Below are 25,291 nucleotides of genomic sequence, written 5' to 3'. Positions count from 1 at the left end.
TTATTCTCCTAGCCTTACTGCTTTTATAAATTCTCCAGTTGCCAAATCATAATATACATATAACAAAGATTGCTCATCCTGGTAACGTCCATAATATACAAATCGTTCATTTTCATAACCAATTTCCATACTTTCTATATTGACCTGATATTTATCTTGAATAGCTTTTTGGACAACTGCTTCATCAGCCACTTCACCTTGATAAGTATCTACCAGTTTTAAATCCTTATTATATGCCACATAAGATTCAACACCATTTATTTTCACTTTGACAATATAATAAGTTTCTTTACCACGATATTCACTAAAATAATCATCATATTCATATTGATTTGTTTCACAAATTTCATTTCTAATTTCATCAAGTTGATGATGATATTGATAATATGGAACATGAACAAATAACATATAAAAAGAAACAACTGCTAAAATAATAACTAACACAACAACTGAAATAATAAATGTATGTTTTTTCAATCTGTCCACCTCCAGTGTTTCTATTATATAACAAAAAGTCTAAAATGCAAAACAAAAATGAAAAGACCATCACTGGTCTTTACTCATCTCTTGAATTACCTAAAATAATCAAAAATATTCTTAACATACTCATTAATGTTGAAATCAAAGCCGCAACATAAGTCATGGCTGCAGCTGATAGCATTTTCTTAGCACCATCATATTCCAAAGTCGTTAAATAACGTGTTTTTAAAATAGAAAGTGCTCGAGAAGATGCATTGAACTCTACTGGGAGAGTCACCAGTTGGAAAGCCAAGATTCCACACATTGCAATAAAACCAATCCAGGCAATGTCTGTTTGACCAAGAATCAACCCAATAAAGATGGCAATCCATCCTAAATACTGTCCAACATTCGCAATTGGTAAAATAGCATTTCTTAATGAAATAGGAATATATTTTTCTTTATATTGAATGGCATGTCCACATTCATGTGCTGCTACAGCTAAAGAAGCTATAGAAGTTCCATGATAAATATCACTGGAAAGATTAATTGTCTTGCGACCAGGATTATAATGATCACTTAATTGACCTTTCACTTCATAAATCTGAATATCATATAATCCCTCACTATCCAATATTTCTCTTGCCACCTGTGCTCCACTTATACCACGCATATTAGCTAGCTTTTTATAACGACTATATGTAGATGTGACTTTCATTTGTGCCCATAAGGCCAATATAGCAGCCAAAATAACAAAGATTGTTCCAATCATATAATAGCTATTATAGTAAACTCCATAAAACGGAAAAAACATTTTTTCATCACCTCAATAATTATAATATACCCATTATGTTAACTCAGTATGTCAAAAAAGATGCAATTAATTCATTGCATCTTTTAATCTATTGCTTGGCTTAAATGAAACAGTTTTACTAGCTGGGATAATCATTGCTTCTTTTGTTTTAGGACTTACACCTTTACGTTCTTTTCGATTATTCACTTTAAAAGTTCCAAATCCAGAAATAAGCACTTTATCCCCATTCAAAATACTTTCAATCATTGTATCAAAAACTGTATCTACTAACGCTTCAGCATCTTTTTTTGTTAAATCTTTTTTTAGTGAAACGATATCAATAAGCTCTTTTTTATTCATTTTTTATACTGCCTCCTACTTAAATCTAAGTAGTAGTATAACATTTCAAAAACCTAAGCGCAATAACAAATTTATAAAACTATTGCAATCACATTTGACTTCCCTTTATTCACAATTTTACTTAAAATATCATGCACTCTAATACAAGCGGTTTCATTCATAGAGGCTAATTTCACACGCATACCTTCATTAATCAAATCGCCCAATTTACGTCCAAAAACGTCACAATCAAAGATAGCTTCTTTATTATTTTCACCATGACTTTGTAAATATTGAATAAATGCTTCTGCCTGTTCTTTCGATCCAATAATAGGTTCAAATGTAGACTCTATATCAACCTTAATCATATGAATAGTTGATGCTGTTGAAACAAGTTTCATTCCATAACGTGGTCCCTGTTTAATCACTTCAGGTTCACTTAATTCTATATCATCCATTAAAGGTAAAGCATATCCATATCCTGTCTGTTTAACCATTCTAATGGCATTTTGATAAGCCTGATACTCCTGACTCATCTGTTTCAAATCCTGTACCTGTTTTAAAAATAATGCAGCATCGAATTTTTCCTGTCCCAAAATTTCATTTAATATTTCCTGATATAGACCATTTCTTTCTTGAATACGTAAAGTTGCTGATGAAGAAGATGTATCAATAGATGAAAGATAAGCTTTGCGAATAAAATCAAATTCACTCATATGCGTTGCTATTTTTTCTACATCTCTAAAACGATGAATCTCTAATAATGATTTTTCTAATGACTCATCCAATGTCTGTTTTAACCAATGAGATGAATCCATTAAAGCTATCCAGCGAGGAACTTCAATCTTCACTTCATGAATTGGAAATTCATATAATGCTTCTTTTAATAAATGCGTTATATCTTCCTCATTCATTTCAGTTACCCTTAATGCCATAACAGGAACATCATGTTTCTCTTTCAAATCTTCAACAAGCTGATTACACTGTAGACTTTGAGGATCTTTTGAATTGACAACAATCACAAATGGTTTCCCAATTTCTTTAAGTTCACGAATCACATCATCTGTTGCCTGTACATAATCTGCTCCAGGTATTTCACAAATAGAGCCATCACAAGTCATGACAATCCCAATCGTTGAATGATCCTGTATCACTTTTTGGGTCCCTATTTTCGCAGCTTCATCAAAAGGAATAGCTTCTAAATACCATGGTGTTTTGACATAACGAATACCTTGCTCATCCTGATAACCTTTCGCTCCATCTATGACATAACCCACACAATCAACAAGACGAATATTGACTCCTAAATTATCTTCTATTTGAATGTGAGCAGCCTGATTAGGAACAAACTTAGGTTCTACCGTCATGATCATTTTCCCTTCACCAGATTGGGGTAATTCATCAGTAGCACGTATTTTAGCGTCTGGATTATCAATATATGGAATCACAGCCTTTTCCATAAAACGCTTAATAAATGATGATTTACCCACCCTGACTGGTCCAACAACCCCTAAATAGATGTCACCATCACATCTTTTTCCAATATCTTTTAATATATCTATTGTCTGCATAGACTTCCTCCTTCTCACACATCAATATATGAATTTCTTTTTTATTTAGAACAAATTACAAAAAGATAAAAAAAGTTCATGTTTTTATGGTAGAATGAAACATAGTGAAAAGGAAGGATATTATGAAACTCAAAAATACTGTTTTAATTGTCAATAACCTAGAACAATCTAAAAAATTCTACAAACAAGTTCTAGGATTAAAAGTTTTATTAGATTTTCATGGTTCAGTCACATTGTCATCTGGTATCGTGCTTCAATCAAAAGAAATCTGGAAAGATCTCATTCACAAAACTGATCAAGAGATTATCATGTTGAATCACGCTGTTGAATTATCTTTTGAAACAGAAGATATTGATGCCTTCATGTATGTTTTAGATCAATATCATGTCACACTATTACATCCTTTAAAAGAAGGCGCTTGGGGGCAAAGAGTTGTCCGTTTCTATGATTTGGATGGACATGTCATAGAAGTGGGAGAAAGTATGCGTAAAATCATCAAAAGACTTCTCAGTCAAGGCTTCTCTTATGAAGAACTAGCTCATCGCTTACGTGTTCCTCTTGACTATATTAAACAGATTATGGAATGATATCAAAAAAGCAAAAGTGTTAATGCTTTTGCTTTTTTTTGTGTTTATTCATTTTTTTAATTTCTTTATTCCAATACTGATTGGCTTTTTTCATAAAAATACGATCTGTTAACATTGTTGTCTTGCTATAAAAATCCTGATGATGAATAATAGCATCAGAAAGGCGCTTCATTTCATTAGACACAACAAAACGCGAAATCGTCTTCATAATAAAAAGTGCTGATCCAATTTTTAAGCTGCCCTTATAATGTAATTGCTCTCTTTGACACCAATTTTGTAAAATTTTCTCTGAAATATCACATTTTTCAGGTTCGTATTCATCACAAGCAATCAATGCATAAATTTCAGTCGGTCCTTTTGGCTGTGACTCTAGACGTTCAAAAATTTCTAATGTTGAAGATGGTATAGAATCAAGCGCAATGAAGAAAAGAAAAATAACCTGATCATATTGAAAAAAAGTACGTTCATCAAAGGTCGATACATGGCGAACATCTAAACAATCACAACGATCATCAAGATAAACTTCTAATCTTGATAAAAAAGGTTTCATAAATGTTTGAGTATGTTTCAATCCCGAATTCAATAATAATATTTTAGCCAAGATCAACACCTCCAAACGTATGCAGAACTTCATCTAGCTCATCTTCTTCACAAAAATAAGCATCAACAGATGAATAAGAAAAACCCAATGTCGAATCATCTAAAATGTCTTTAAACAGCTTCTTTTCTGCATCTGTTGCCTGACCATATCCAATCACCAATAATTTTTTACGCAACTGACTTAACCCCAAATGACAGGTTTCCCCATCCACCATTGTATAATAAGGTTCATGATTAACGACCAGTCTTTCCAGCATCTTTTTAAAAGGAATATCAAAGCATCCATATTTCACCCTTGTAATATATATAATCAACTGACAATCATTTGTCCATTTAGAAATAATACTCATATCATCTTTAAAATAGCAGGAACCCTCACATTTTAAACAAGATAATCCTCCTGTACATGTTGAATAATGAATATTATTTAAATTCACAATAACTGAATTTTGAAAAAAGTCAGTTGAAATATCTCTATCTGTAACAACTAAATTTTTCATCTGTGTTCTCCTTTGTCTTTTATTGTATATGGATACACATTATTTGTCAAACCAGTTCTTGAAAATCCATTATTTTCGTAGCAATGGTCTGTTGAAAATATTGATCATGTTCAACAAACAACAAAGTAGGCTGATAAGTTAAAATTGCATTTTCAAGTTGGATACGTGAGAAAATATCAATATAATTTAAAGGTTCATCCCATATATATAAATGGGCCGAGGTTGCCAGTGAAATAGCTAACATGATTTTTTTCTTTTGACCCTGGCTCAAATTTTCTAATGCGATATCAAAATGTGAACGTGAAAATCCCAATTTTCTAAGTAAAGTCTTTACCATTGTCTGATCTGCTCCATACTTTTGAATCCAATCATTCAAATTCCCTTTTAAAAATGTACAATCCTGAGGAACATAGGAAATTTTCAGTTGACTGCCACAATGAAAATCACCTTCATGATCAATCTTCTCTCCTAATAAAAAATGAATCAGACTTGATTTTCCACAACCATTTGGTCCCTTTAATAACACACGATCACCTTGACAGATTGTTAATGATAAATCCTGAAAAACAGTCTTTTGTTGATAAAACAATGAAAAATGTGAAAACTGAATCAGTTGTTTTTGAAAATACTTTAAACAATTTATTTTTAAATCATCATATTCCTCTACATCCTTTAAAAGCTTCTTTTTTTCTTCAATAGCCTGAATTTGACGTTTTTCAATATTTTTAGAACGCTTCATCATTTTTGCTGCCATATGGCCTACATAGCCTTTATCAGCAGCTCCTCTTTTTGATTTTTCAATCTGATGACCCCAATTTTCTTTTTGTTGTTTAGATTTTTCCATCTTTACAATATCTTTCTTTAATTTTTTATTCAGCATCATTTCTCTTTCATCTTTTTTGGTCTTATCATTATACCAGCTAGAAAAATTTCCATTCACAATATCAATCGTTGTTGGATTAATCGCCATAACATGATCACAACAGCTATCAATAAAATAACGATCATGACTGACAAGCAAAAAACCTTTTTGACGTTTTAAATATTCTCCAATTTTCAAACGAGAATCTTGATCAAGATGATTCGTTGGTTCATCAATCAATAAAAAAGAGTGTTCCTTCAAAAAAAGAATAGCTAATAAAACTTTTGTCTGTTCGCCATGAGAAAGTGTTTCAAAAGGACGATAAAACACATCCATTGCATCCATTCCTAATAAACGAAGTTCTTTTTCTAACCGCCAGTTTTCAAGTGATGGTTCAATTTCGTAACAGACATCTAATGTCAATAATTGAGGATTTTTTACTTCATAAGGAAAATAACAGCATTTTTCATGTATCATGATTTGTCCTTGATATTCATATTCATGCATCATCAGTTTTAAAAGTGTCGTCTTACCTCTTGCATTTCTACCAATCAAAGCTGTTTTAAAATGTGTATCTAATACAAATGAAACATCGTCAAAAATCAATTCATAACTTCCATCATACCCAAATGTTAAATGTTGAACTTGTATTAAAGACATAAAGTATCACTCCTTTCCAAAATAAAAACGACAAGAAAATAGTTCCTGTCGTTATATACATCATTTGTGATTAAAAGAGTTCTATTTTCCTGCAAATATCATCAATACAATTGTCCATTTTGGCAAGAAAATAAATACATCTTTTCACACCCCTTCATCAGTTATTATTATAATCTTTTTATAATAATATTTCAAGAAAATGATTTACACAAATTTTTGAATATCAGAAGGGACTTGATTATTTTGAATGATTTGAATGATTTTATCCATTTGTTCTGGTTTCACTTGTTTATGTGTTAATTGAGAAATCTTTTGTACAAAATCTCTGATATTTTGTTCATCTTTTAAATCTTTTGTTTGTAAATCATTCGCTAATGAAAGTATATCTTCTTTAGATACATGTGTTTTTTGTGAAACCTTATCCAATAACTTATCTTGTTTATCCAATTCGATCACCCATATTAATATATGCATCACTGAACATTATTGTTCAGCTTTTAAATCTCTTAACATTAAGGAGTGAATCGTTTCCTGCGGTGTAGCATTTTCATATAGAACACGATAAACCGCATCCACAATCGGCACTTCTATACCATAATCATGTGTTGCTACATCATCATGAATGACTTTACACGTACGAATCCCTTCACAGGTTTTGGTATTATGTGCCATAAAATCCAATGCACGATTGCTTTGACCAATTTCCAGTCCCGCCTGAAAGTTACGTGAATGAATAGAAGAACATGTCACCACGAGATCCCCAATACCGGTCAAGCCAAAAAACGTTTCACGATTAGCACCTTTGACTGTTCCATATAGACTCATTTCATAAAGTCCACGTGTAATTAAAGCTGCACGTGTATTATCACCATAGCCCAGCCCCGCAATAATTCCAGAAGCAACAGCAATAACATTTTTATAGGCAGCCCCATATTCTGCACCAATTTCATCTGTTGAAGTATAGACTCTAAAATAATGATTAGAACATAATTTTTGAACATCTTTGGCACAATCTTCATCAAGTGATACAGCACAAACAACAGTCAGCATACGCTCAACAACTTCTTCAGCATGGGATGGACCAATCAAGGAAACAACAGGATGAATCTTGGTACTGTCTAAAACACTTCTGATTGTATCAGACATACGCATATTGGTATTCATATCAAATCCTTTTGCCGCATTAATAATAGTGACAGGTTGTGTCAATAAAGGTTTGACCTGTTCCAGTACCCCTCTGACATATTGTGTTGGAATCGTAATTAAAAGATATTGTGCATCTTTTATAGCATCATTTAAAGATGCACTGGCAACAATACTTTCTTCTAATCTCACATCTTTAAAATACTTATAATTACAATGTCTTATATTAATATCATCAATTTCGCTTTGATCAATACCATATAACATAACTGTATGACCATTATCATTAAAGACCCTTGCTAGTGCTGTAGCCCAGCTTCCTGTTCCTAAAATTGCTATTTTCATCTTAGTCCCTCTTTCTACAAAGAATGTGGATTGGTGTTCCTTCAAAACCAAATGCATCACGTAAACGATTTTCTAAATATCGCTTATAGCTAAAATGTAAGTATTGTGGATCATTTGTAAACAAAACAAATGTTGGCGGACAGACACTCACTTGATTGGCATAATAAATCTTTAAACGTCCCCCATTAAATGTTGTTGTTGGATTCATTGTTTGTGCATCAATCAAAACATCATTTAAAACACTTGTCGCAACACGTTTTTGACTATTGGCATAAACCTCCTGAATCATCGGCAACAACAAATGAACACGTTTTTTATCTTTAGCCGATACAAAAATAATAGGTGCATAATCCAAATATTTGAATTGTTCACGAATCTGACTTTCCATTTTTTTCATTGTCTTAGAATCTTTTTCAATCAGATCCCATTTATTGACTACTAAAATAACAGCTTTTCCAGCTTCATGGGCATATCCAGCTACATGTTTATCTTGTTCGATAATTCCTTGATTCCCATCAATAACCATTAAGACAACATCACTTTTTTCTACAGCTGATAAAGCACGTAAAACAGAATACTTTTCAACATTTTCATAAATTTTTCCTTTTTTACGCATTCCTGCTGTATCAACAACACAATACTTCTGTCCATCTTTTTCAAAAGGTGTATCAATAGCATCACGTGTTGTTCCTTCAATATCTGATACAATGACACGTTCTTCACCTAAAATGGCATTCGTTAAAGAAGATTTTCCAACATTTGGTCTTCCAATCACTGAAAAACGAATCACATCATCTTCTTTTTTTTCATCCACAGCAGGCAATTGATGAATAATTTCATCTAAAACATCTCCAATACCAATACCATGACTTCCTGATACTGCAATTGGATCACCAATACCTAAACTATAAAAATCATAAATATTATCTTTAAATTTCTGATCATCTATCTTATTAACAGCTAATACAATTGGTTTTCTTGATTTTTGTAGTAAACGAGCAACGAAAAGATCTTCTTTTGTAACACCTTCACGACCATTGACAACAAATAAAATAATATCTGCTTCTTCTATAGCAATTTCAGCCTGCATTTTGATTTGTTCAGTAAAAGAAGCATTTTCCAGTTCAATTCCACCTGTATCAATGATTTTAAAATCACGTGTCAGCCATGATGCATCCGCATAGATACGATCACGTGTAACACCTGGAGTATCTTCAACAATGGAAATGCGTTGACCAACAATACGATTAAAAATTGTTGATTTCCCAACATTCGCTCGTCCTACAATTGCTACAATTCCTTTTCTCATGATTATTCACTCCCTATACTCTCTGTTCTACAAGTTGCATCACTTTTGCAACAACTTCTTCCAATGTCATATCTGATGTATCAATTTCAATGGCATCATCAGCTTTTTTTAAAGGAGAAATAAGACGGTTCATATCTTGTTCATCTCTTAAAGCAATCTCTTTTTGAATGTCTTCTAAATTGGATTCAAGACCTCTTTGCAAGTTCTCTTTATGACGACGTAATGCTCGACATTCAATGCTGGCAACCTGATAAATCTTTAACTCAGCATCTTTTAAAACAACCGTTCCAATATCTCTACCATCTAAAATCACACCGCCACCTTGAGCCATTTGTCGCTGCTTATCAACGAGAAAAGTTCTGACTGCTTCATATTGAGAAACAATACTTGCTCCCATTGACACTTCATTTTCACGAATAGATGATGTGACATCTTCATGATTCAATTGAATCGTTCCATCTGGAAACATTTGAATATCTATATCCTTTAAAAGTGCTGATACACCCTGTTCATCATGGAAATCAATATGATTTAACCAGGCATAATAAGCGACACAACGATACATAGCTCCAGTATCAATATATGTATAATTTAAATTCTTAGCTACCATTTTGGCAATTGTTGACTTTCCAGCAGCAGCTGGACCATCAATAGCAATTGAAATTCTTTTCGTCATATTCTATAACCTCACTTTTCAAAACCAACTGAATTCTTTAAAAAAACAACTGTTTAGCAATAAAGAATGCTAAAACAATAAAGATCACAATAAAAACAATAATCACATAATTTAAAATTGTCACTAATTTACTATCTTTTTCTTCTTCTGTATCTTCTTCTACAATTTGTTCTCTTTGTTTTTTAACTTTCACTTCTTCTTTATGTTTAGTTTTTTCTACTTTTTCTGGTTTTGTTTTTTCAACTTTTTCACGTTTTGTTTTTTTCTTATCTTCCTTCATAAAATCCGCAACAGTCAAACCTTCTTCATATTTCTTTAACTCCTCGGCATCTTCTTCTGGCGACATTGCAGCTAATTTTTCTAATAAAGACATTTTCTTTTGTGGTTCAGCCTTTATTTCCTGTGTTTGAGACGTTTGTGCATGTTGAGGCTGATGTTCCTCAGATTGTTTAATTTTATTTAAAATATCTAAACGTGTATTATATTGTTCTTTACCAACATTCACTTTTGCTTCATTTAAAGCAGATTTAATTTCTTCATTATCAGGTTTTAATGTTTCATATGATAAAGGTTCCATCAATGTATCCTGAATATCTTTCTTTTGATTTTGAGGTAAAAAAGCTAAAAAATCATCTTCTTCATCATCTTGTTCATATGTCATCTGACGATCAATTGCTACCTCTTCTTTCATTTCATCTCTTAATTCTTTATATTTATTAATTCTTGTTTGTTTCTCCATTTCGCATCACCGCCCTCATTATAACATAACTATAAAAAATTATAAAATAAACTTTTAAAATAATTCTATTTAGTATATAATAGGCGTATGAATAGGAGGTAATAAAAATGTATAAAGTTAATGAAAATTGTATTGGTTGTGGTTCTTGCACAGCAGTATGTCCAGAAGTTTTTGATTTAAACGCTGACGGTTTAGCAGAAAACATTCTAGGTGAAGTTCCAGCTGAATTAGAAGAAGCTGCAAAAGAAGCTGCAGCATCTTGCCCAGTTGATGCAATTGTTAATGAATAAGATAAAAAAGAGCTTAAGGCTCTTTTTTTAATGGATAAGAATTCATTTCGTTTTCAATTAAATGTTTTTTCATTTCATTTTGTGGTGGTTTAAAAAAGCTAATTGTATGACATTTATTACACCATATAAAATGAATACCTTCTAATTCTTTATATTCAATAAAAGGCTCTTTAGCCCCACAGATACCACAAACATTTGTTTTTCCCGGTTCTAAAACAACACTACGCATATTTCATCCTCCTTGCTTTCTATTATAATCACTTCAAATCAGTCTTCAATAAACTTCATCATACAAATAACGACAAAAAAAGATATCTCTTGCAAGATATCCCTTTATTTAACGATTTCTGGCATTTTTCTTAGATAATGCCATCGTCTTTAATTCTTTCACTTCTTGAGGTTTTAACATACGATATTGTCCTGGTCTTAATCCTTTTAAATCAACTGTTCCCACACGTAAACGATGTAATCTTTTAACTGGATGATCAACAGCTTCAAACATTTTCTTAACCTGTCGATTCTTTCCTTCAATCAATTTAATCATTAACATGGTTGTTCCATGTTCTTCATCTTTACCAACAATCTTAATACGACAAGGTAAAGTCTTGACTCCCTCAAGATAAATACCTTTTTCTAATTGACGAACAGTCAAACCATTAACCAAACCTTTAACACTTACTTCATAAACCTTTTCTAAATGTGATGAAGGATGCATCATTAAATTTGCAAACTCTCCATCATTCGTCATCAACAATAAACCAGATGTATCATAATCCAATCTTCCCACTGGATAAATACGTTCCTTCACATCAGGCAAATAATCAATAACCGTTTTTCTTCCCAGTTCATCACTTAATGAACAAATACATCCCTTAGGTTTATAAAATACATAATAAACTTTATTTTCACTTTGAAGAGCCTTTCCGTCAATCATGATCAAATCTCCTTTTTTGACTTTAAAGCCCAACTCACTTACGACTTCACCATTGACTTCGACTCTCCCTTGACGAATAAGATCTTCAGCTTTTCTTCTTGAAGTATATCCACTCGCTGCAATTGCTTTTTGTAGTCTTTCCACAGTATCACGTCCTTTCCCTATCATTATACATAGTTTATCAAATTATACAAACATTTTTAAATAAATCATAATCGCAAATATGACAGACAAAAAATCCATCGTTAAACCTACAGGTAAAGCATAACGGGTTTTCTTCATATGAATAGAAGAAAAATAAAGTGTCACAACATAAAATGTTGTATCACTGCCACTTTGAATAAGTGTTGCCAGTAAACTTAAAGGATGATCAACACCAAATATTTCATAAAACGAATAGAGATATGATAATGAAGCATTGGCACTGACAGGTCTTAACAAACCGAGTACAAGTATATCAATAGGAATCTGTAAGAATTGTAACACCGGCTGAAAAAGATGACTCAAAAGTTCAATAGTTCCACTACTTTGAAGTAATTGTACAAAAACCATAAATGCCATTAATGTTGTAAAAAGTGTCTGAAATAATGTCAAAGCGTCTTTGACACCTTCAATAAACAAATCAAATAAAGGATAATGTTTGATTAAACCATCAATAAAGACACAGAGAAATAAAATAAAAACAATCTTATTCATGATCAATCACCCTTTGTATAATCAATCCAATGATAATAATTGTAATACCAATAACTAACATATATGGATAAAATGCATAAATATCCTGTGAGCCCATTTGTTTTCTGATCATAAATAATGTTGATGGAAATAAACATAATCCTGCTGTATTGATAATCACTAAAGTCAGCATTTCACGACTTGGACGTTGTGGATGAGGATTGTATTCCTGAAGTTTTTGAAAAGCTTTAATACCACTCAAAGTCGCAAGTGTTCCTAAACCTAAAAGATTTGCAATCACATTAGAAGAGAGATAAGTATAAACATCATCATGTTTCATGACTGGTCCATAAATGACACGAAACAATGGTTTAAAAATAATTGAAAAATAATTCATGAATCCTGTTTTTTGAATAATGTTTAAAAAACCACCCCACAAACAAGCTGCCAGTAACACATTTAAAAGTAAATCCCATACCATAAATGGTGTATCCATTAAAGCTGTCATCATGGCTTCTTCCTGATGACGACATAAACCAATCAACAAAAAGACAACAACGCTCCATTTCCAGATTCTAGCCATTCATGCATTCTCCAAATAACATCCATGCATATTGAAAAATCATTTGTAAAGCATTTTGCTGATTGACTTCATAAATGGGATTTTCATTCACATAAACTTTTAATATATCACCCTGTGATTGCAGGGATACATTTTGACTTTCCTGCCCACAATAATAAAGATCCTGATCAATGAGAAATGAATGACCGTGATACTGATAGATTCCTTTAGATAAAACCAGTACATTTTGATATTTTTGAAAACATTCTTCATACTTTTTTTGATGAAATTCAAAATCATTTCCACAATTAAACGTCACAATAACTAAAGAAACATCATCTTTAATTGCACGTGTGACTAAGGTACGTTTTGCTTTTTTGGTATATCCTGTTTTTCCTCCAACACAATACTCATATTCTTCCAGCAATCTATTTTTATTATGCCATGTTCCCCCACCATCTTCGCGTTTATAAGTTTCTTTCATGACGATATCATTGAAAATAGGATTTTGACTACAATAAGACATAAGCAAAGCCATATCATAAACACTGGACTGATTTCCATCATCTTCTTCATCCAAACCAGTTGGATTAGAAAAATGTGTATCTGTCATATGAAGTTCCTGAGCTTTTTGATTCATCATTTCAACAAAGTGTTCAATACTTCCACCAACATTTTTTGCAATCACATTAGCTGCATCATTTCCACTTCTCAATAATAAACCATGCAATAAATCTCTTAAATTAATGCGGTCACCTATATGTATATAGATGCCACTTCCCCATGCTTCATTGACTTCTTCACCAATCTCATATTCATCATCCAGTTGTCCATTTTCAATCGCAACAATCGCTGTCATAATCTTAGATATGGAAGCAACACTCTGGACTTCATGAATATTTTTTCCTTCTAATACATTGTGTTGAGTACTTTCCATCACAATATATGATTGACCTTGAAAATCAACGGCATGTACATTGACTATACATAATAAAAAGCACAAAAAAAACATGATTTTTTTCATAGTATCACCTATAAATACTATATGAAAAAGAATACATGTTATGATTTTTTCTTCCATTCTGGATGTGTACGAATATATACAATGGTTTGATCTAAGCCATGATCATGAAGATAATGTAAAAGATGTTCTAAAAAAGCACGTGTATCAGGGTGCATAATATAAGAATATTTTCCCCTTTCATAATAAGCGAGTGGAAATGTATCTTGATATTTATCACCTTGATAAGTCTGACTGGCTGCTATACGATCACAAAACATTTCTAAAACATAGCGTGTCGGCATTTTGGCAGGCTGCAAACCATTACGTGTAAAATCGACCCAAAATTCCCAATGATGTTTATTTCTTCCCTTGTGATGTAACCAGGCTAAAGAATAACCTTTGTCACGACGTTCTACAGAATTTGGCGACTTATCACCTTGATAATACTTGATTCCTGTAGAAAATTCACACCATGAATATTTTGACATATCATGTAGTAGACCCTGTTTATATAAACCAATACGAAAGCATAGTTTCATGACTTTCCATTTATGTTTTGTTATTGTTTTGAAATGTCCTAAAGCTTTCATCGAATCACCCGTATTTAGTATACAATGTTTTATATTTGAAGTAAATCTCTTTATTTTTTTTTAAACGGTGTTATAATGTAGTCGATGTGTAAGAGGAGGTTTGAGAGATGTCAATTAAAGTTGATGTTCGTACAAATATTAATGATTATGAATTAACACTTGAAAAATGCTCTGAAATTATTACATTATTACAAGATACATATCAGAATATTAGAAATGATATGTATGCTCGCTTTTTAAGCATTCGTATTTTAATCAAAACATTATCTATTGTTGCATGTTTGATTGTTTTATATTTATTAACACATAGTGCATTTTTCTTATATTCTACCCCTATCTTTATGGTTGTAGCATTAATATTTGCGATAGTGAGTGCTGAATATATTACGACACAAACACGTAAACAAATTGTTATACAATTAAAGCATTACACAAAAGCACGTGAACAATTATTGCAATACGAAAAAATCAAGTTATAATGACTTGATTTTTTTATTATACAGTTTACTATAAACCATCATTATTCTATTTTTAGAATTGAACTTATAATCAACTTTTATCATTTATCACAAATCTTTATTAATTTACCTAATGTCATTTCGACATATTCTACATTCTCTTTGTATCTTACCTATCTATAGCTTTCTTTGTAAATAGATCATATCTATCAATTGAATACCCTGCTCATATATAGGATGGTCATAATGGTCTATAAAAAAATTTTGAATACTATGTGAACGGATAAAACCACATTTTTCATAAAAAGGAATTGTCAAAGGACTATCTCCTGTACCAACCTGTAAAACAGAATATTTTTCTTTATATTTTTCAACAATAAATTCTATCAAAATACGCCCATATCCTTTTCCCTGTGCTTCTGGCTTAGTTGCTATATTTTTGATTTCAAGAATTCCATGACCTTCATCAGTCACAACACATTCACATTGAATACCATCATCATCTAATACATACATTGTTCCACGTTCAAGATACTGATCTATCATATCTTCCTGTTCATCAGCCAAAAGCAACAATGAAAGAAATTGTTTTTTATTTTTCTTAATTTCTTTAATTTCCATATCAACACACCTCTGTATTTTGATGCTCATTCTTCTAAACTTATATGAAAATATTTTTGAATCCATACCATTCATGAATAAAACAATGATTTGACTATATATTATTCATTATGGATTTGTTTTAAATATTCTTGTATTTGTGATGCTAAAGAAACTGAACGCTCAATAATATAATGCGTCATGCTTTCCTGATTTTCAAAATCTATGTTTGTTTCTAAAACAATTTCCACAATGGAATATTTAGGCATTATTTTTTGATTATGATTCCATTTTGTTTTCTGTAATATTTTCCAGTATTTTCTTTGAATATCTGCATTTTGTCCCATTAACCATAATTCAAATTGCAGTTTTTCATGATTTAATACAATTCCAAACCTTAGTTTTTGATCTCTTAAATACTGATTAAAAAAAGCAAAATAAGTATAATCTAAATATCCAAATGAGATATTTCCTGTATTATAATCTTAAGGAAATTTTGATTTTAATTGTCCAACATATTGAATCAAAGTCAAATAAGCAGTTTGTATATATCCTTGATTTAACTGTTCTTTATATATTTCCAAACATTTTTGAATATCCTTTTTCATTAAAAGATTCTCCATTCTTTCATATTTTTTATTTGATAACTATTTATGTCATTTTATGTGCTGTTATAATTGTATAACTCAATGAATTGATAGTGATCTTGATTTGATCAACCTCACAATACCAATTTTTACCACGTTTATAAATATGACAATTTTTGTCTAAAATCTTATTTCGACAGTACGCCACAACATCTTGTGTATCAAGTTTTATGTTTCTTTTTATTCTTTCTATTCCTAATTCTGTCGTATGAATCTTATCAATATGATCAAGCAATACTTTTTTATCTTCCATCACTTTTTCTCCATCAATACCTACTTATTTCATAAGTTTTTCTAATACTTTTCTGACATTATGAGCAGCATCCTCCTGGATTTCAATAATTCTTGCCCCTCGACTTTTCGCAACTTCTCTTAAATCAACCGCAATCGCTGTATGATAAGAACACCCAATCACCAAAAAGATATCATCTGGTGTTAAATCATATACCATTTCATAAGCTTTTTGGTAATTTGGTGCAGGATCTCCATATAATACAGGTTTATTATATAATGACCAGGCAATAGACATTTCATCATCGTCAGGTAAACCACCATGCATTTCTAAAGCATCACTGCCAGCCAGTTTATGTAAACCATCAATATTCATGGTAATGACTGGAATATGATACTGAGCTAAGGCATAATGGGCATCATTAGGTTTCGCTCCATTCATATTGGCTTTCAGTTGTCTAATGACTTCGTTATATTCTTCATGATGCGTATTTGCATAATCTCTAAATAATTTTTCTCTAATATCAGGTCTTTCCATAAATGTTGGAATATTGGATTGTTTTGATATTCCTGCTCCTGTAAATGCAATTATTTTCATAGAAATCATCTCCTTTAAATATTGTATACTATTTCCATTTGTTTTTATATAAAAATATTTGATTAATCATTTATCAAATATAAAATCAACATTTTGCCATTTCTTCTCTATTTTTATCACATTGACAATCATCGATATGTATGTTAATATCATATCGAAGAATATAGATATGAGGTGATGCTATGAATAAAGATTATGAACAGGAAGCAAAAGTTTTTAAAGCATTTTGTGATCCTAATCGTTTAAAAATTCTAGATATCTTAAAAGATGGAGAACATTGCGCATGCAAACTTTTAGAAATTCTTGATGTAAGTCAGTCTACTTTATCGCATCATATGAAAATATTAACAGATGCAAGGGTTGTGAATGTAAGAAAGGATGGCAAGTGGTCACATTATTCTTTATCAGGTGATGGGATTGAAAAAGTTATCCAGTATTTAAAAAATTATTGCATGTAAATGATTTTTCATTTTATAAAGCCACCATTAGGGTGGCAAAAATTCAAATATATAAATCGAAATATATCGATATAAGGAGGAACTATGAAAGAAATTTGGTTATTCTTTCAAAATCAAATTTTAGGAATGAACTGGCTCAATGAATTGATTGCTTTATTGCTAACTTCTGTTGGTATAGATATCACTTCTAATATTGGAGCCAGTATTCAGTTTTTTATTTATGATGTTATAAAGATCACAGTATTGTTATGTGTATTGATCTTTATGATTTCGTATATTCAAAGTTATTTTCCACCAGAAAGAAGCAAGAAAATTCTAGGTCGATTTCTTGGTATAAAAGCAAATATCATTTCTGCTTTATTAGGTACGGTAACGCCTTTTTGTTCATGTTCATCTATACCGCTATTTATTGGATTTACAAGTGCTGGCTTGCCATTAGGAGTCACTTTCTCATTTTTGATTTCTTCACCTATGGTTGATTTAGGAAGTCTTGTTTTATTGATGAGTATCTTTGGAATCAAAATTGCAGTCGCCTATGTTATAGTTGGGCTTATTATTGCTGTTATTGGCGGAATAGTTATTGAAAAAATGCATATGGAAAAATATGTTGAAGCATTCATTATGAAATCTAGTCATGTAGATATTAGCTCACCAGATCTAAGTAAAACAGAACGTCTTCAGTATGCCAAGGAGCAGGTTATAGAAACCTTTAAAAAAGTTTTTCCATATATTTTGATAGGTGTAGGAATTGGAGCCATTATTCATAACTGGATTCCAGAAGCATGGATAGAAGGCATACTCGGTGGAAATAATCCTTTTGGAGTTATTTTAGCAACAATTGTAGGAATTCCAATGTATGCTGATATTTTTGGAACTATTCCAGTCGCCGAAGCTTTACTGGCTAAAGGTGCTTTACTTGGAACTGTATTAGCCTTTATGATGGCAGTGACAACATTAAGTTTACCTTCACTGATTATGCTAAAAAAGGCTGTAAAACCCAAACTTCTAGCATTGTTTATTGCAATCTGTACTCTAGGAATTATGATTGTTGGTTATTTGTTTAACATATTTTCATTTTTACTGTATTAGGAGGAAGGCATATGGCAAATGTTGTTCATTTTAATATGATCGTCGATATCAATCAGTTATTAAAAGAAAAAGGAATAGAATATTCCATTCATGCTATTGGAGCATGTACATGCAATGGCTTAGAACTTCGACAAGATGGTAAGGAATATCCTATTGATGAAATTATTGAATATATGAATGAGTATCTGGATAAAAAATGGATGAGAGTTAGAAAAAGCAAAGACAATGAACATATTCTTAATGTGGAATCAAAGTTTGATTATGAAAGATGAAAAGGAGAATGTATATGAATCTATTTAAAAAGAAAGAAAAAAAGGAATGTTGTTGTAGTCAGATTGATGAGGAAAGTGTTAAAAAAGCTGAGGAATTAATAAAAGATGATGGAATAAAGATCTTAGGCTCAGGATGTCAAAAATGTGATAAACTAGAGGAATCAGTAAGAATAGCATTATCAGAATTCAATTTTAATTTACCAATTGAACATATCACTGATTTTTCTCAAATTGCATCCTATGGTGTTATGTCCACACCAGCATTAGTATTGAATGGAGAAGTTGTTTCTTTTGGGAAAGTTTTATCAGTAGATGAAGTCAAACATATTTTATCAATAAAAATGAAAGGTCAATAAATATATGGAAAGAAAACTTAAAATTGCATTTGTGTGTGTTCATAATTCATGTCGCAGTCAAATTGCTGAAGCATTAGGAAAAAAGTTTATGAGTGACAGATATGATTTTTACTCTTGTGGAACAGAATTGAAACCTCAAATTAATCAGGATGCTGTCAGACTTATAAAAGACATGTATCAAATTGATATGGAACAGAACCAATATAGTAAATTAGTCCAAGATATTCCTCAAGTAGATATCGCTATTTCTATGGGATGTAACGTTACTTGTCCATATGTAGGTAAAAGTTTTGATGATAATTGGAATTTAGATGACCCTACTGGAAAAAGTGATGATGAATTCATCAAAATCATCAAAGAAATAGAGAAGAAAATAAAAAAATTAAATTATTAAATAAAATGAGCTTATAAGCTCTTTTTTTATAAAATCATATTGACCTTATAGTTATTGAAAGGTGTATGTTATAATAAAAGAGATCATATATAACTCTTTTCAAATATAATCACAGACGCTTAAAGACGAAAGGACGATATGCATATGAAAATCAAAGAAGTCGAAAAATTATTACAAATTAATTCTCAAACAATACGCTATTATGAAAAATTAGGTTTTTTAAAGCCAAAAAGGGATGAAAATGGTTATAGAAATTATACACAGGAAGATGTCCAGATATTAAGAAAAATACATTTTTTAAGAGATTTAGATATTCCTCTAGAAATGATTCAAACAATTCTTCTAAATCCAGATCAATTTCAAAATATATTAAATAAACATTTAAAATTTTTACAAGCAAAGATTGAAAATCTAGAAGAAGTTCAACAGAAATGTTTTCATTTAAATCAAAAAAACATTCCCTTGTTAGATGCAATTATTGATGGAGAATTTCAAAATCAGCCTGCTCATTTACATGATGAAATTAAATCAATTATTCATAAAGCATCTGAATTTATAAAGCCCTACCCTGTTGTCACATTAGGAAGAAAAACAACCCCTTTTCAATTTCTAAAAGAAATCATATTCATATTTATTTCTACAACTTTGATCACTATGAGCTTTCTTTTATATTTTATCAATACTCATACAATGACTCATATACATTGGGGTTTATATTTATTGAGTGTTATCCTCCTGACAATTATTTTCATATTCATATTATTTCATGAAAAATACTATGAATTTGGAATTGTCGATTTCTATATATTTGACAGCTATAAAATGAAGGCAAAGAGTATAAAAGCGGTATTAGAAAACACAACCCATGAAATAGCCAGACATTATTTATACAAAGATATTTGCAATGTTAAAATCCATGTTGAAAAAAAGATTGGTGGCATTGGTTTTGGACCTGTGACATATTATAATATTATCTATCAATTTCATATGCGAGATGGGAATCATTTTCAAATAAATAGTTCCTTATATCAGGAAACATCGCAGGATAGAAAATCTGTTTATGAGATATTAGATTATCATCATGTTAAAATTATTGATGAACAGAATTTAAAACAGTTCTTTTTACAAAAAAATCTATCTATTTATGAATATTTAGAAAAAAGATGCACATGATTGCATCTTTTTGACTCTTATATATCTTCAAAATATTTTGTCATGACATCATCTTTGTATTTAAAAAAGTATTTTTCTACACCTTTTACGAAAAAGTCACGACGTTTCTCCACTTGCTGATCATCTTCCTCTTTCCATACCTTCGCTATAAGTTCATGATGACGATAAAATATCTGGCATAATTCCAACACTTGATATTGGGTATTATAAAGCTGATACAGTTCTATAATTCTTTGATCTAACAATTGATTATATTGTCCTTTTTTTGAAATACCTTGAATATGAAAAAGAGTGTCCTGACATTGATGTTTTTGATAATAATGACATGGTTTACATATATCATCCCCTTCTATTGTCAGTTGGCAAAGCAAATAAGGATTTTTTATAATAGCATTAGCAATAGCATAAAAATCATGTCCCATCTTTTGGTCAGGAACAAATTCTTCAATTCCTGTACCATATAATTTAAAAATATCCATAAAATGATGGGGTTTTATGATAACTGTTTTCATATCAATCCCTCCTCTTTTTATTATCCATATTTTTCATGTCTATTTATTAATATTTCCTTAATTTTTTATGTTATAATGCTTATATATCAAATAAAGGAGAATAAATTCATGGCTATAAAAATGATTGCGGTAGATATGGATGGAACGTTTTTAGATGAAAATTCATCTTATAATCAAAAACGTTTTGATCACATTTATCAAATATTAAAAGATAGAGGCATTCGCTTTGTGGTAGCAAGTGGTAATCCATACAAGAAACTTCAAAACTGTTTTCCTCATATTCAAAATGAATTAACTTATATTGCTGAAAATGGAGGTTACATTATCAGTGAAGGTAAAGAGCTATATTTTGCACATATATCCTCTCAGGACAGTCAACTGATTATTGATACACTTCAAACAATGCCTGATGTTTTATGCTGGGTATGTACAAAAAATCAATCTTACACATTAGAATCATTACCTGAACATTATTATCAAATGTTTCTTCCCTATTTTCCTCATGTGAAAAAAGTTCAAAACTTTTCACTCATTAAAGAACCTATTGTGAAATTTGCGCTTTACTTACCTCAACAAAATACAACTCAACGTATTCATGATTTGACTCAAATTGCCAGTCAAGATATTAGAATTGTTGATAGCGGACATGCCTGTATTGATATTATTCCTCGTTTTGTCAGCAAAGGCATGGCAATTCAATTGTTAATGAAAGAGTTTCATATTTCACCTGATGAAGTTATGGCTTTTGGTGATGCTGACAATGATCGAGAGATGTTATCAACAGTCAAATATGGCTATGTGATGGCAAATGCAAAAGAAGAAATGAAAAAAGATTTTCAATGGATGGCACCAGGATTTAATGATGAAGGTGTTTTAGAAGTCATTGATTATTATTTACAAAACAATTCATTCTTCAATTTATGATAGTTTTTTATCAAAAATATTGATAAATAGAACTTTTTTTAAAAAATTATTTTCTACTTTAGCAAAATATATGATTTTATCCATTTCTCCCTCTATAATAAAGATAAAGGGGGATTTTTTATGGATGAATTTTTAAGAGATATTCACACAATGCTTTTTAAGCAATGGATTTTAATTCAGGATCAAAGTCAATGTCAAATCTATCTTGATGATAAAAATGAAAATATCATAGATATTAAAACCAATTATAGTTTCAGTCAAGTTATTTTTAATCCCTTAAATATTATTGAATTAAGTGTTACCAATACAATGACTCAAAATATTGAGTTTTATCTTCATTTTCAAATGAAAACTATGAAACATGCTACTGAACTTTTTAATGAAATGATGAATAATATTCTACAATTGGTTGATAAACCAAAAATCAAAATATTATTAAGTTGTAGTGGTGGTTTAACAACGTCTTATTTTGCTTCTAAGCTCAATGAAGCAGCTCAAATTTTAGATTATCATTATGAGGTCAGAGCGATTGGATATACTGATTTATTTAATGTAGGCAATGAATATGATGTGATTTTATTAGCTCCACAAATCTCATTCATGCATGCAAAAGTACAGGAAATCTTAAAAGATAAAATTGTCTTAAAAGTACCTCCACAAGTTTTTGCCAAATATGATGTCGCCAAAACTTTACAACTTGTCAGACATGCCTTAGAACATCAAAAGTTACCTCATAATTCTAAAACTGAATCAACTATCAAACCATTACAAGTCATTCCACATCAAAATACAAAGATTCTTGTTTTGTCTCTATTTAGAAACAGTTTACGTGTTCACATTGCCTATCATCTCTATGATGAACAAAATCATATTATCAGCAGCAATGAAATTATTAAATTTAAAATCAGCATGGAAGACATTTATGATGTCATTGATACAATCTTATTACAATATCCACGTATTCAAATCATTGGCATTTCAACACCAGGTATTATCAATAATGGTTTTGTCGCTTCTACAAGTATCATAGGATTAAATAATTTTAACATGTATCAGCTACTCAAGGAGCGCTACCATCAACATATTGTCATTGATAATGATGTCAATACTGCTGCAGTCGGTTATTACGCTTCTCAACAACAATTTTCATCACTGATTTTCTTATTTCAGCCAAATAATCATTTTGGAGGAGCAGGAATTATTGTTAATGGACAACTTGTTAAAGGTCATGCGCATATTGCTGGAGAAGTGCAATACTTACCACTCAATTATTCTGCCCCACCACAAACACTTGCCAAGACACCTGAAGGCGCTTTAGAGCTTGTATCTAAAACAATTGTAGCTTTATCTTCTGTGATTGGACCAGAAGCTATTATTCTTTCTTGCACTCTTATTCCTGATGTTGATGAGTTAAAAAAGATGATTGCTCAATATATACCTAAAAAGTATCTACCACGTATCATCAAAATAGAAAATATTCAAGAATATATTTTAATTGGTCAATTGATATTATGTTTACAAGAATATAAATAAAAGATAAAAAAAGCTTTTTTTACGATATACATAGAAAACGCTTACAGAAAATGCTATAATATTCTTAACAAATAAAAACAGAAAAGGAGATTATAGCAATGGATTTGAATAAAAAAATAGAAGACATCAGTCATGCAGAGTACAAACTTTTACTAATCATTGGACAGCCTGGAAGTGGAAAATCAAAAGTCATTCGTCAATATAGTGAAGAAACAGGTATTCCTATTCTTGATCTTGATAAGATTTTCTATCATACACCAAGTGAAAAACTTCTACCTGAGATGAAAAACTTTTTAACAACTTACCACCAAAAAGTTTTATTGTTAGATAATAAAAAAATTCTTTATGCAAAAAACAGTCAAATTGATTTATTAGCTTTCCTTAAAGAATTATCAAAAGATATTATTGTTGTTGCAACATGGAATGGAAAAATTGAAGATGGACAGCTCTTCCATTTTCGTAATGACACTTCAGAAGATCTTATTTATTCAACTGATAATAACGATTTTAAATATATCTTATGCTAAAAAGAAGCAGAATTTACTGCTCAATGTCGTCAATTTAACGACAAATTTAAATTAGAAATCTGACATATTCAGATTTCTTTTTTTGTTTATTAAGATTCATAAGTAATTATAGAAGTGATATATCATATTTAGTGAAATCTCAATGATTTAATGATATAATTGTAGTATAGAAAAGGAGTGGTTTTATGTTTGTGAAGGTTGTTCAAAATAATAGAGGCAAAAAAGGAACTTATTTCTGCTCTCTTGTTGAGTCTTATCGTGATGGTGATAAAATCAAGCACCGCACTATTCGTAGTTTTGGTCTTCTTACTGAAGAACAGGTTCCCTATCTTAAAGCCATGTATGCTAAAAAGAAACCTAGACTTGTGTATGATGATGAAGAATAATGTCTATCTATTCTACATTTGAATATTTTGATGCTCTTTTGTCTCATCCTGATATTTTTGAGATTGCTAGAAAAGATCCCAGATATTTTACAAGAGATTCAAAATTGGGACTTACAGGACTGCTCAAGTTTCTCATATCTAGACAAGGTTACACAGTTGCCAATGAAATCAATCATTACTATTCATCTTTTGGGTTGGAAAAGTCAGTTTCCAAGCAGGCGATATTTCAGGCACAGGAAAAGCTGGATTATAAAGTGTTTCCATATATAAATTCAAAGTTATGTAAGCACTATTATCAGAATAATGATTATGAAACATTGAAAGGATATACAGTTGTAGCTATAGATGGATCAGTTGGAGAAGCACCTTACACTGAAGAAAATGCTAGAGTTTTTGGAGTTAATGATCCCAATAGAAACAATTTATTTAAAGCTTCTCCAAGAATATCTGGATTTTTAGATGTATGCAATGGTATATATATTGATGTATTGATTAA

36 protein-coding genes and 1 pseudogene are annotated in these 25,291 nt (G+C 30.8%); 14 read left to right on the top strand and 23 right to left on the bottom strand.

Annotation, left to right across the window (positions count from 1 at the left end; translation table 11 throughout):
- The 4 genes from B5E87_RS06860 to spoIVA form a co-directional block, all read right to left on the bottom strand.
- Positions 1–486 carry a hypothetical protein gene (locus B5E87_RS06860; protein WP_241147142.1) on the bottom strand — a complete coding sequence of 162 codons (486 nt, stop codon included), beginning with the start codon at positions 484–486 and terminating at the stop codon, positions 1–3.
- Between the two features lie 70 nt (positions 487–556).
- The gene (locus B5E87_RS06855; RefSeq protein WP_087244189.1) at positions 557–1,273 is read right to left on the bottom strand and encodes a zinc metallopeptidase; all 717 of its coding nucleotides are present in this window, start codon (positions 1,271–1,273) and stop codon (positions 557–559) included.
- A 66-nt stretch (positions 1,274–1,339) separates the two neighbouring features.
- A complete protein-coding gene (locus B5E87_RS06850; protein ID WP_087244188.1) occupies positions 1,340–1,612 on the bottom strand; it encodes an HU family DNA-binding protein in 273 nt (90 codons plus the stop codon).
- Positions 1,613–1,683: 71 nt separating this feature from the next.
- Positions 1,684–3,162, bottom strand: a complete 1,479-nt coding sequence (spoIVA, locus tag B5E87_RS06845; RefSeq protein ID WP_087244187.1) for a stage IV sporulation protein A — start codon at positions 3,160–3,162, stop codon at positions 1,684–1,686.
- 122 nt (positions 3,163–3,284) lie between these two features.
- Between spoIVA and B5E87_RS06840 the strand changes: the two genes are divergently transcribed.
- Complete coding sequence (locus B5E87_RS06840) at positions 3,285–3,749, top strand: VOC family protein (protein ID WP_087244186.1); 465 nt, start codon at positions 3,285–3,287, stop codon at positions 3,747–3,749.
- A 19-nt stretch (positions 3,750–3,768) separates the two neighbouring features.
- Here the strand turns inward: B5E87_RS06840 and B5E87_RS06835 are convergent, their stop codons facing one another.
- The 8 genes from B5E87_RS06835 to B5E87_RS06795 all read right to left on the bottom strand — a co-directional run bounded on the left by B5E87_RS06835 (position 3,769) and on the right by B5E87_RS06795 (position 10,583).
- Entirely contained in the window at positions 3,769–4,350 is a 582-nt protein-coding gene (locus B5E87_RS06835) for a hypothetical protein (protein WP_087244185.1), read from the bottom strand.
- The gene (locus B5E87_RS06830; RefSeq protein WP_087244184.1) at positions 4,343–4,849 is read right to left on the bottom strand and encodes a hypothetical protein; all 507 of its coding nucleotides are present in this window, start codon (positions 4,847–4,849) and stop codon (positions 4,343–4,345) included. Before B5E87_RS06830 ends, B5E87_RS06835 begins: the two co-directional genes overlap by 8 nt.
- A gap of 46 nt (positions 4,850–4,895) precedes the next feature.
- On the bottom strand, positions 4,896–6,371 hold the full coding sequence (gene abc-f / locus B5E87_RS06825; protein ID WP_087244183.1) for a ribosomal protection-like ABC-F family protein: 1,476 nt from the start codon (positions 6,369–6,371) through the stop codon (positions 4,896–4,898).
- A gap of 204 nt (positions 6,372–6,575) precedes the next feature.
- Positions 6,576–6,827, bottom strand: coding sequence for a stage VI sporulation protein F (locus B5E87_RS06820; RefSeq protein WP_241146636.1), 252 nt, complete (start codon positions 6,825–6,827; stop codon positions 6,576–6,578).
- 27 nt (positions 6,828–6,854) lie between these two features.
- Positions 6,855–7,859 carry an NAD(P)H-dependent glycerol-3-phosphate dehydrogenase gene (locus B5E87_RS06815; RefSeq protein ID WP_087244181.1) on the bottom strand — a complete coding sequence of 335 codons (1,005 nt, stop codon included), beginning with the start codon at positions 7,857–7,859 and terminating at the stop codon, positions 6,855–6,857.
- A 1-nt stretch (position 7,860) separates the two neighbouring features.
- A complete protein-coding gene (gene der, locus B5E87_RS06810) occupies positions 7,861–9,168 on the bottom strand; it encodes a ribosome biogenesis GTPase Der (protein WP_087244180.1) in 1,308 nt (435 codons plus the stop codon).
- A gap of 13 nt (positions 9,169–9,181) precedes the next feature.
- Positions 9,182–9,844: a (d)CMP kinase gene (gene cmk, locus B5E87_RS06805; RefSeq protein WP_087244179.1), complete on the bottom strand. Its 663-nt coding sequence runs from the start codon at positions 9,842–9,844 to the stop codon at positions 9,182–9,184.
- Between the two features lie 37 nt (positions 9,845–9,881).
- On the bottom strand, positions 9,882–10,583 hold the full coding sequence (locus B5E87_RS06795; RefSeq protein ID WP_129737908.1) for a hypothetical protein: 702 nt from the start codon (positions 10,581–10,583) through the stop codon (positions 9,882–9,884).
- Positions 10,584–10,690: 107 nt separating this feature from the next.
- Here B5E87_RS06795 and B5E87_RS06790 point away from each other — a divergent pair, with 107 nt between their 5' ends.
- Positions 10,691–10,873 (top strand): ferredoxin, encoded by a 183-nt coding sequence (locus B5E87_RS06790; protein ID WP_087244178.1) that lies wholly within the window; start codon positions 10,691–10,693, stop codon positions 10,871–10,873.
- 13 nt (positions 10,874–10,886) lie between these two features.
- On the opposite strand, the gene B5E87_RS06785 is transcribed toward B5E87_RS06790, so the two are convergent.
- From B5E87_RS06785 to B5E87_RS06760, 6 genes are all read right to left on the bottom strand, one after another.
- Entirely contained in the window at positions 10,887–11,102 is a 216-nt protein-coding gene (locus tag B5E87_RS06785; RefSeq protein WP_087244177.1) for a hypothetical protein, read from the bottom strand.
- Between the two features lie 108 nt (positions 11,103–11,210).
- Positions 11,211–11,951, bottom strand: coding sequence for a pseudouridine synthase (locus B5E87_RS06780; RefSeq protein WP_087244176.1), 741 nt, complete (start codon positions 11,949–11,951; stop codon positions 11,211–11,213).
- A 42-nt stretch (positions 11,952–11,993) separates the two neighbouring features.
- Positions 11,994–12,503, bottom strand: coding sequence for a spore maturation protein B (locus tag B5E87_RS06775; protein ID WP_087244175.1), 510 nt, complete (start codon positions 12,501–12,503; stop codon positions 11,994–11,996).
- The gene (locus B5E87_RS06770) at positions 12,496–13,065 is read right to left on the bottom strand and encodes a hypothetical protein (RefSeq protein WP_087244174.1); all 570 of its coding nucleotides are present in this window, start codon (positions 13,063–13,065) and stop codon (positions 12,496–12,498) included. The genes B5E87_RS06775 and B5E87_RS06770 overlap by 8 nt, the downstream gene beginning before the upstream one ends.
- A complete protein-coding gene (locus B5E87_RS06765; RefSeq protein ID WP_087244173.1) occupies positions 13,058–14,068 on the bottom strand; it encodes a D-alanyl-D-alanine carboxypeptidase family protein in 1,011 nt (336 codons plus the stop codon). Before B5E87_RS06765 ends, B5E87_RS06770 begins: the two co-directional genes overlap by 8 nt.
- Before the next feature lie 38 nt (positions 14,069–14,106).
- Positions 14,107–14,637 carry a DUF5662 family protein gene (locus tag B5E87_RS06760; protein ID WP_087244172.1) on the bottom strand — a complete coding sequence of 177 codons (531 nt, stop codon included), beginning with the start codon at positions 14,635–14,637 and terminating at the stop codon, positions 14,107–14,109.
- 107 nt (positions 14,638–14,744) lie between these two features.
- On the opposite strand from B5E87_RS06760, the gene B5E87_RS06755 reads away from it, so the two are divergent.
- On the top strand, positions 14,745–15,116 hold the full coding sequence (locus B5E87_RS06755; protein ID WP_087244171.1) for a hypothetical protein: 372 nt from the start codon (positions 14,745–14,747) through the stop codon (positions 15,114–15,116).
- A gap of 156 nt (positions 15,117–15,272) precedes the next feature.
- Here B5E87_RS06755 and B5E87_RS06750 read toward each other — a convergent pair whose 3' ends face one another.
- The 4 genes and pseudogenes from B5E87_RS06750 to B5E87_RS06735 form a co-directional block, all read right to left on the bottom strand.
- Complete coding sequence (locus B5E87_RS06750) at positions 15,273–15,716, bottom strand: GNAT family N-acetyltransferase (protein WP_087244170.1); 444 nt, start codon at positions 15,714–15,716, stop codon at positions 15,273–15,275.
- A gap of 101 nt (positions 15,717–15,817) precedes the next feature.
- Positions 15,818–16,303: pseudogene (locus B5E87_RS15690) on the bottom strand (DUF7000 family protein).
- A gap of 43 nt (positions 16,304–16,346) precedes the next feature.
- The gene (locus tag B5E87_RS06740) at positions 16,347–16,595 is read right to left on the bottom strand and encodes a DUF3781 domain-containing protein (RefSeq protein ID WP_087244168.1); all 249 of its coding nucleotides are present in this window, start codon (positions 16,593–16,595) and stop codon (positions 16,347–16,349) included.
- 24 nt (positions 16,596–16,619) lie between these two features.
- Positions 16,620–17,171 carry a Sir2 family NAD-dependent protein deacetylase gene (locus tag B5E87_RS06735; protein ID WP_087244167.1) on the bottom strand — a complete coding sequence of 184 codons (552 nt, stop codon included), beginning with the start codon at positions 17,169–17,171 and terminating at the stop codon, positions 16,620–16,622.
- A 182-nt stretch (positions 17,172–17,353) separates the two neighbouring features.
- Here B5E87_RS06735 and B5E87_RS06730 point away from each other — a divergent pair, with 182 nt between their 5' ends.
- From B5E87_RS06730 to B5E87_RS06705, 6 genes are all read left to right on the top strand, one after another.
- On the top strand, positions 17,354–17,629 hold the full coding sequence (locus tag B5E87_RS06730) for an ArsR/SmtB family transcription factor (protein ID WP_087244166.1): 276 nt from the start codon (positions 17,354–17,356) through the stop codon (positions 17,627–17,629).
- Positions 17,630–17,713: 84 nt separating this feature from the next.
- Entirely contained in the window at positions 17,714–18,718 is a 1,005-nt protein-coding gene (locus B5E87_RS06725; protein ID WP_087244165.1) for a permease, read from the top strand.
- Between the two features lie 11 nt (positions 18,719–18,729).
- A complete protein-coding gene (locus tag B5E87_RS06720; RefSeq protein ID WP_087244164.1) occupies positions 18,730–18,990 on the top strand; it encodes an RDAC family protein in 261 nt (86 codons plus the stop codon).
- A 14-nt stretch (positions 18,991–19,004) separates the two neighbouring features.
- A complete protein-coding gene (locus tag B5E87_RS06715) occupies positions 19,005–19,346 on the top strand; it encodes a thioredoxin family protein (RefSeq protein ID WP_087244163.1) in 342 nt (113 codons plus the stop codon).
- 4 nt (positions 19,347–19,350) lie between these two features.
- Positions 19,351–19,740, top strand: coding sequence for an arsenate reductase/protein-tyrosine-phosphatase family protein (locus B5E87_RS06710; protein WP_087244162.1), 390 nt, complete (start codon positions 19,351–19,353; stop codon positions 19,738–19,740).
- A 144-nt stretch (positions 19,741–19,884) separates the two neighbouring features.
- Positions 19,885–20,913: a MerR family transcriptional regulator gene (locus B5E87_RS06705; RefSeq protein ID WP_158095566.1), complete on the top strand. Its 1,029-nt coding sequence runs from the start codon at positions 19,885–19,887 to the stop codon at positions 20,911–20,913.
- A 17-nt stretch (positions 20,914–20,930) separates the two neighbouring features.
- Here the strand turns inward: B5E87_RS06705 and B5E87_RS15235 are convergent, their stop codons facing one another.
- The gene (locus tag B5E87_RS15235) at positions 20,931–21,425 is read right to left on the bottom strand and encodes a hypothetical protein (RefSeq protein ID WP_206399249.1); all 495 of its coding nucleotides are present in this window, start codon (positions 21,423–21,425) and stop codon (positions 20,931–20,933) included.
- A 108-nt stretch (positions 21,426–21,533) separates the two neighbouring features.
- Between B5E87_RS15235 and B5E87_RS06695 the strand changes: the two genes are divergently transcribed.
- The 5 genes from B5E87_RS06695 to B5E87_RS06675 all read left to right on the top strand — a co-directional run.
- Positions 21,534–22,349, top strand: coding sequence for a Cof-type HAD-IIB family hydrolase (locus B5E87_RS06695; RefSeq protein ID WP_158095487.1), 816 nt, complete (start codon positions 21,534–21,536; stop codon positions 22,347–22,349).
- Positions 22,350–22,469: 120 nt separating this feature from the next.
- Positions 22,470–23,882 (top strand): ROK family protein, encoded by a 1,413-nt coding sequence (locus B5E87_RS06690; protein ID WP_087244159.1) that lies wholly within the window; start codon positions 22,470–22,472, stop codon positions 23,880–23,882.
- A 98-nt stretch (positions 23,883–23,980) separates the two neighbouring features.
- Positions 23,981–24,409 (top strand): BREX-3 system P-loop-containing protein BrxF, encoded by a 429-nt coding sequence (brxF, locus tag B5E87_RS06685; protein ID WP_087244158.1) that lies wholly within the window; start codon positions 23,981–23,983, stop codon positions 24,407–24,409.
- Positions 24,410–24,594: 185 nt separating this feature from the next.
- Positions 24,595–24,795: a hypothetical protein gene (locus tag B5E87_RS06680; RefSeq protein WP_087244157.1), complete on the top strand. Its 201-nt coding sequence runs from the start codon at positions 24,595–24,597 to the stop codon at positions 24,793–24,795.
- On the top strand, positions 24,795–25,291 hold a 497-nt coding region (locus B5E87_RS06675; protein WP_143746884.1), incomplete at its 3' end, for a hypothetical protein. The genes B5E87_RS06680 and B5E87_RS06675, both read left to right, overlap by 1 nt.

It is taken from the genome of Massilimicrobiota sp. An142, from assembly GCF_002160725.1.
In the GTDB taxonomy this organism is placed as follows: domain Bacteria; phylum Bacillota_I; class Bacilli_A; order Erysipelotrichales; family Coprobacillaceae; genus Allocoprobacillus; species Allocoprobacillus merdigallinarum.
Note: the sequence above shows the minus strand (reverse complement) of the source record. Positions and strands in the feature narration are given on the sequence as shown.